3 protein-coding genes are annotated in these 6915 nt (G+C 34.3%); all 3 read right to left on the bottom strand.

Annotated features, from left to right (window positions below; all coding sequences use genetic code 11):
- On the bottom strand, positions 1–2559 hold a 2559-nt coding region (locus tag ACQWU4_RS19480; RefSeq protein WP_429937414.1), incomplete at its 3' end, for a DUF6443 domain-containing protein.
- An 8-nt stretch (positions 2560–2567) separates the two neighbouring features.
- Positions 2568–6170, bottom strand: a complete 3603-nt coding sequence (locus tag ACQWU4_RS19475) for a hypothetical protein (protein ID WP_429937413.1) — start codon at positions 6168–6170, stop codon at positions 2568–2570.
- A 6-nt stretch (positions 6171–6176) separates the two neighbouring features.
- A partial coding sequence (locus tag ACQWU4_RS19470; RefSeq protein WP_429937412.1) for a T9SS type A sorting domain-containing protein occupies positions 6177–6915 on the bottom strand: 739 nt, incomplete at its 5' end.

Genomic DNA, 6915 nt, shown 5'->3' with positions numbered 1-6915 from the left:
GTTCTGAACAATTGGATCTATTGGTGTGGGATCAATATCAACAGGAGGACCAATTGTAAATGCCTGCATTTCTAATGCCCGTTTTGTATCCATCAGAGCCATAGAGAACATGTCTTCGGATGCCCCGCCACCTGAAGATGTTGTATTTAAATATTGAAAACCATCAAGATAATCCGTAATTTCTTTGGTCCATGTTGTACTCGCAACTCCTATAGAAGTTTTTACCGTTTCTTTTCTTTGTTTTATTCCATCTGCACGGTAATTTGTTTTGATCTGGGTGGTTATCGGGTCAAAGCCGATATTCAAAACATCAGGAAGATTTAAGTGATTATAGCTTATTCCCGTAATCTGCTTATCCATCATACTTTTCATATTCCCGTTCAGATCATAATCAATCGGGAAACCTGATACGCCTTCATATCCTGTACTGTTATTGCTGTTATCCTTGATTCTTACAGCCTGGTTCCCAACATAGGTATATTCCAGTTTGTCAATGACAGTGGCGGTAGTACCCCCATTTTCCATGACTGAGGTCCGGTAAAGATTGGTAATGTTCCCATTCAGATCATAATCCAATGATTCTGTGTTTTCTTTACTGCCAGGATTATTCGGGTTCTGATAATATCCTGCTGTTAACCTGTTTAAGCCATCATAAGCATAGCCATATCTTTCGGGTTCTGTAGGTGGGTTGGCTCCCAGAGATTCTACAGATCTCCAGTCTACTTCTGCAATATTTCCGTTATATTTTGGTTTTACGTCTTTTCCTGCAAATAAAACAGGATCAGCATTGGTAAGACCATTCTTCTGATTATATTTGATTTTATAGGAGAAAAGTTTCCCTCCCAAATCGGGAACAACCATCTGGTCTTTATTAATATCTGTCATCCAGCCCCTGATATTGTAAGCATAGTCAATGCTTTGCAATGGAGCTCCTCCGTTTGTTGAACCAACCTTTTTATTGGATAATTGAGATAATTCGTTATAAGAGTTTTCTGCCAATAGCTGTTCTGTCCAGTTGTCAACCTGATGATAATGTTTCAGTAATCTATTCTGATTATCATAAATAAATTTTTCTTTAATTGATACACCGTCCTCGTTAGGTCTTCTTAAATGGGTGGTATAGGTCTCTTGCGGAATTCCTGCAAAATCCAGTCTTGATTCTGTTTTGGTATAGCCTCCCAAATGATTAATTGAATAATTTCCAATAGCCCTTCCTTTAGTATCGTAATAGGTGTAATTCTTTGTCCAGTTATCATCTTCAATGTTTTTCACAAGGCTCATAACAGGAAGTCCTTTGGTGCTTCTTCCATCAGCTGTTGGTGTTTCAGTCAAAACAGGTTCTCCCTGAATGGCTGAAGGAAAAGATGGATTGAAACTGTAACCCTGAGGATAAGTATCGTAATAATTAACACTTAAGATCGTTTCTGCGTTAGCGTACAATCCATCTGTATAATAGATCTGTATGCCATTTCTAAAAAAGCCCTGTTGATTTCGCTCTTCTATGATCACGTAATTATTGGTGATCGTCTGAAGTTCCGGTCTGTTCGCAGCCTGTATGATCCCAGTATAGATAACTCTTCCAAACTTATCATATTTGGTAAACAGCCATTTTCCTGCTGGTCTCAGGATGGCATCCTGTGTTGCAATGAGTCGGTCTGCCTTATCGTATACCATATATTCCCAGCCTTTGCCTGGAAGTTTCTTTTCCACCAAACGGTTTCTGCCGTCATATCGATATTGATAACAGAGATCGTTTAAAATATCAACTGGAATTTCGTCATCAGTGCCTGCTCCATATTCCTCAAAAAAGGCAAATACGGCCTTCGGAGGAACTACAAAAGCCAATTGGTTATATTCATTATATATATAATAAGTATCTGAATTCTCTGTTGTACTTAATGTTTTTCTTAACAAAATAGTTTGCCCTTGTCCATTTTTATACTCAATGGTCTTATTTCCATCTTCATCAATAATAGTATTTTTATATAATGTACCCATATTATAATTGAATCCTGATGCCATTTTTACTACTGAAGATGTTGCATTATTCAACCATGTTGTTATCGTCACAAATTTCCTAACTCCTTCATTTGTAAGATTGGTATCATATTCGAATTTCACAGACTTGTTGGCCCAGTCATTTCCTACCTGGATCTGCTGCTGAATTCTATCCAATGGAGAGTTTTCCAATATTTTTTCAGAATAAATCTTTTCTGCCCCATATACAGATGAAGCATTTCCCAGTGGTGTTGGAACAATAGCTCCGTTCAAAGTTCCTGATTGTGGAACAGGAAGATAGTCTTTGGTTTGTCTGCCAAAAGCATCGTATTCTATTTGTGTAACGACATCTTTTCCTAATGGAGAAGCTTTTACATTGACTATCTGCTTTGGTCTTCCCAAACCATCAAAATATTGTACAGTTTCAGAAGACTTGGTTGGCGTGGTTCCGCTGTAATCCAAATAGGCTTTGGATTGGATATAGTTTTCTCCCTGGGTAAGCTGAGCCTGAACAGAGTGTGCAGCCAGGAGCATACCGATGGGAATAATTATTTTTTTCATATCTGTGTTTAGTTTTTATAATTGTATTTGTATTCTTTCAGTACTTTTCCGTTAACATCAATCACCTTTTCAAGGCGGTTGGCTGAATCATACTTGTAAACTTCTCTAATTCCGGATGGTGGTGTAATACTTTTTACTCCAATTAACGGATCATAGGTGTAGGTACTGATTTGATAGCCTGCCAATGCAGAATTATTCCTAAAAAGATCTAAAGCATCAATTAACGACTGTTCTGATATATCAGTTCCAACTTGAGAGTCATTATCTGAGGCGTTAACAATACTATCAATTAATGACTGGGGAATATCTGCAAACTTAGCTCCTTCTATTTTGGCAATAGGCTGAGTTTTATTGTATCCCCAAATGATGGTTATAGAAATTCCATCTTTTGTAGTGTACTGTTGTATATTTCCTTTTACATCATATTTATCCAATGTTACTTCTGTAAAAGCCGAAGTAGTATTAGAAATATCATAAGTTTTTATAGATTTTGGAAGTGTAAAATTACCAATCTGTGAATCAGGTAGTGAAATAGGATAAACCGTTTCTGTTTTTGATAATGTTTTAACAATTCCATTATTGGTTTGGGTTACAATAGTTTCCAATGGAATTCCAACCATATTCTTACCAATCAAAAGCTGATTGCCTTTTTCTTGTGCATAATTATAAGTAGTTTCAGTAAATGAGTTGTCAGGGTATGTGTTTTTTTGTATACTCGGCTGGTATTTGGTATTATAAGTAGTTAAAGTTTTTGTTTCTATATAATTGTTTGATCCTGTTGGAAAATATTCTTTTGTGGTTGTGGACTCTAGTAAAGATTTATATAAGTTTATTGAGTAATTATGTATAATTCCTCCAAATGATGCGGTTACACCTGTTTGATTCATTTGACGAAAAGTAGGCTCAAAACTAGTTATAGGTTCCAAAATGGATGCAGGAATAAAGTATGTATTTAGATTGTCTGGATAATTAAATTTATATTTATATACCGTTTCTTTAATCAAATTATTACTGTTATCATAAATGCTTTGCTTTGTAATATCACCATCTCCAATAATCAAAGAAGTCCCTCTTTGAGCCATCATAATACAAGATTGATTATAATAATTAACAAAATAACTTTCCGTTCGTCCCTTTCCTGTCTCCTGTTCTATTACTTTCGAATAACCAATATGATTTCCTTGTGGCAATGTAGAAGTCCCTTGTCCTGGTGTTCCTTCATAAACAGATATTTTAAGAGGATAGTTATTAGGACTCTGTGGGGTATTTAGGCCCATATAGCATCCAGGATTAGCCAGTAAACTTCCTCCACTTGCACTACTGTTGTTGTAGTTATAACATCTGTTTTCAATTTCAAAAAACTTAGGAAAATCAGCAAGATTACCATAAGAAGTAATTTTTGTACCATTATTTGAAATCTCATCATAAATATAATTCTTAATTATAGGGGTAGATCCAGGCTTTTCGGTTGATTTTATGCTTTTTATTCTTATACCTCCACCAGAGCTATAATTATGTTCAATATTATTAATTATACTTTTTTCATTGACATAATCAATATGATATGTATTATTAATTGAACTGAAGGAGTTATTAGACAGACCTATATTTCCAGCTGTAAAATTGCTATTATAAGAGGTACCTATCTCATAATTTCCTGATTGCAATATAATATTTTCATTAACTTCAGTTCCTTGATAAGAGCCGATATTAGGATTGTATATTTGCTTAATAATTTGTCCTGTGGACTTATCTTTAATATAAATCCAGAATGATTGTGTTACTGTATTTGTATTGGATAGAAAGTAAAAATCAAATTTTGCTCTGATATTTAATTTTATATTACTTCCTATCACATTAAAATCATTAACCCCGCCAGAATGAATAGTATTTCCATTAATAATATTGATATTTTGATATGAATTAAGTTCTTGTCTTGTATTGTCATTAAGCAATGACTGCATTGGAAAATTAGAAAAAGTATTGGGTTCGTATTCATACTCTGTTTTTCCACCAGTAGGATAATTGATGGCAGTTAGCATATTGGCTAAAGAATATAATGACGCTCTTCTATCAGATAAGTAATGTTTCCCGTCAGGTGAAAAATTTTTAAAAATACGGCTATCATCTACAGGATTATAACCTGGTGGCGCTCCATTTGTTTGATACCAATATCCCAAATAATCTTTAGTAAATGATGTTACATTAAAAACATTTTCTCCTTTTATATATTTTTCAGGATTTGGAATAAATGTATCACTATTATTTTGTCCATTATAATATCCCCAAAAATCAGTTGAAAAACTTAATTTATTTGGTAAATTATAAGTTGAGTTATATTCAAAAGAATATTTTTCATTTTTAATGGATTCAGTAAGATTCAATAGGCGTAATCTATGGGTAAATATCTTATTGTTCGAAGCACCAAGCCATTGAACTAATGAACTTGTATCAAGATTATCTGCAGCAATAAAATAATCATAATTAAAATCAAACTGCCGTATGAGTTTATATTTATTGTATATCTTTATTGATGTAAGTTTCTTAGAATTGCTTACATCTTCTCTTTCTGACCAGATAAATTCTATTTTCCCGTTGGAAAATTCTATTTTTTCTATAAAACTTTCATCTACTCTCAATTTACTGCACTCAGTGAGCCCATTTTCTTTAGACCATCCAAGATTTACATTTGGATTATAAGTATAATCTGTTCTTGTATTTTTACAACCAGATAATCTATCATTAATGATACTTGTAGAATAATAAAAGTTAACCAGATTTCCCTTGATATCCTCTATTTTAGTAAGGAGCTGAGAAAGTCCAGAAATAGAGTTCCCGCCAACCATAGGTCTTGAAAGTTCTCCTTTATCAAAATAGTAATTTGTCCCAGATTCATCCGTTACTTGAAATTTGTAATTACCATACGCTCCTGGTTGAAATCCTGATGCTGGAATTAATTTAAAATTGACATTCGGCTGCCCCGCTATTGCAAATTTAGGATAATCAGTTTTTATAGTTTTTGACATATCCAAATAGGCTTTATAGCTTTTATTTGGAAGATTAATTAAAAATTGATCAGGTTGGAAGTCATTGTCTATATATATATTTCCGTAATCACTTTCATACGGTAAAAAATAGTTTGAATAGAAAGCATTGGTTTGTGTACTTGTATTCCATGGTAGAACAGGGCATATTGATACCGATCCTCCTGATCCAGTAGCATTTTTGGGATAAGTATTATAATATCCATGTAAACTGAAATCATTAGCCCCAGCAACAACATGAGAAATTCTTCCTCCTACATTTAAATTCCAACCTAGACCTATTGAGGAAGCCTCATCATTCACCTTTATTCCTCCTGCATGATATGAAATAGAAACTGGTAATTCAATATCTCCTTCTTTAATAGTGTACAAAGGAATACTAATCTCAGGGATTCCAGTGTATAATGAAACGGGTATTTCTGTATATCTAAACAAAGCTGCTGCATCAGGTGATTTGGCAGCTGTACTATTTACGGCATTCTGTATTAAGGTATTATTTGCCTGACCAAAAGCTATAATGAATGACAAGCTTGAGGTTAGAAATATTATTTTTTTAATTTTTTGCATCTGTGTTTATTTCTTGATTAATTTAGCGCTAGCCGTTTTATCGGTATCTGTTTTTATCGTAACCAGATAAGCCCCCTGAATTAAATTCTGGGTATTGATCTTCGTTACTTTATTCTTCGTCTTCAAACTCTGAAGCTGTCTTCCGCTCATATCATAAAGCATAATATCTACCTCTTTGAATTCAAAGCCTATTTCCACATAAGCATAATCTGATACAGGATTCGGATAAATCTTGATGTCCTGCTTCTCAATCAGCTTATTGATCTGACTGTCACCAAGCTTCACTATCTTCCAGTTTTCCTTTCCAAGCTCCTCTGCACTCGTTCCTGCCAATATGATTGAACCATCCCTGTTTAGCTTTATATCAGATAATCTTTCTTCTCTTTTTCTGGATTCTCCTTTTACGTGTTTTCTCCATTGTTCATTACCATCCTGATCCAGATACAGCATCCAGAAGGTTTCATCATTACCCTGTATTTTTCCTTCCGCTTGGGTATAGCCACCTAAAAGAATTCCCTTCGAAGATTTATCATCCGCTGAATGAAGCACACTTGTTCCCATCAGAATATCCCTGTTTCCAAAATTGTAGGATTTCTGCCAAAGCTCTTCACCTCTTTCATTTAAAGAGAGCAGCCACAAATCAGTTCCTTCTTCTATACCTGCAGTTTTATTGCCTGATCTCTCAGATCTGGATTCTCCACCAATCAAATAACCGGAGGAGGTTAAAGAAAGTGTTCGTATATGG

This window comes from Chryseobacterium sp. MIQD13 (assembly GCF_050496705.1).
GTDB lineage: Bacteria > Bacteroidota > Bacteroidia > Flavobacteriales > Weeksellaceae > Chryseobacterium.
This window is presented reverse-complemented; position numbering and strand designations above follow the sequence as displayed.

Coding starts and splice junctions, on each gene's coding strand:
- ACQWU4_RS19475 (WP_429937413.1), bottom strand. CDS start 6,170: ATGCAAAAAATTAAAAAAATAATATTTCTAACCTCAAGCTTGTCATTC.